The following is an 835-nucleotide window of genomic DNA, read 5'->3' on the forward strand; positions in this document are numbered from 1 at the left end:
CCCCCCTCGGCATCACTCTTGCCCTCACTTTTGTGACACTTCCATTCGTGGTACGTACCGTACAGCCGGTATTGGCTGATTTCCCGCGTGAAGTGGAGGAAGCGGCGGCGTGCCTCGGTGCAAGACCGTTACAGGTTTTCCGCCATATTCTGGTGCCAGCACTGCTGCCAGCCTGGCTCACCGGTTTCGCTTTGGCCTTTGCCCGCGGGGTCGGCGAGTRTGGTTCGGTGATTTTCATCGCCGGCAACATGCCGATGAAAACCGAGATCCTGCCACTGCTGATCATGGTCAAGCTCGACCAGTACGATTACACCGGCGCTACGTCCATTGGTGTACTGATGCTGGTGGTTTCCTTCGTCCTGTTGCTGCTGATCAACTTGCTGCAACGTCGCATCGAAACCCCATAAGGAGGCGCGAACCATGTCCCAATCGTCTATTGCTGCCGCCTCGTCGGCCAACGCTGCCCGCCGTGGCAGTGCCACCTCACGAAGAATCCTGATCGGTCTTGGCTGGTTGATATTTGTGCTGTTCCTGGTGCTGCCGCTATTTATCGTGGTGTCCCAGGGTTTGAAGAATGGCCTGGGTGCGTTTTTCACCGCGATCTTCGAACCGGACGCACTGTCCGCGCTGAAACTGACGGTGATCGCCGTGCTGATCTCGGTGCCGCTGAACCTGGTGTTCGGCGTCAGCGCTGCCTGGTGCGTGAGCAAGTACTCATTCCGCGGCAAGAGCATGCTGGTAACGCTGATCGACTTGCCGTTCTCGGTATCGCCGGTGATCGCCGGTCTGGTCTACGTGCTGATGTTCGGCGCCCAAGGCTTCTTCGGGCCCTGGT

Annotated in this window: 2 protein-coding genes; both read left to right on the plus strand. The window is 58.6% G+C overall.

What is annotated here, in order from left to right; all coding sequences use genetic code 11:
- A partial coding sequence (locus AC1DRJ_RS30360; RefSeq protein ID WP_477805366.1) for an ABC transporter permease subunit occupies window positions 1-407 on the plus strand: 407 nt, incomplete at its 5' end.
- Window positions 408-420: 13 nt separating this feature from the next.
- A partial coding sequence (locus AC1DRJ_RS30365; protein ID WP_477805367.1) for an ABC transporter permease family protein occupies window positions 421-835 on the plus strand: 415 nt, incomplete at its 3' end.

The sequence above is a fragment of the Pseudomonas sp. P5_B2 genome (genome assembly GCF_056400445.1).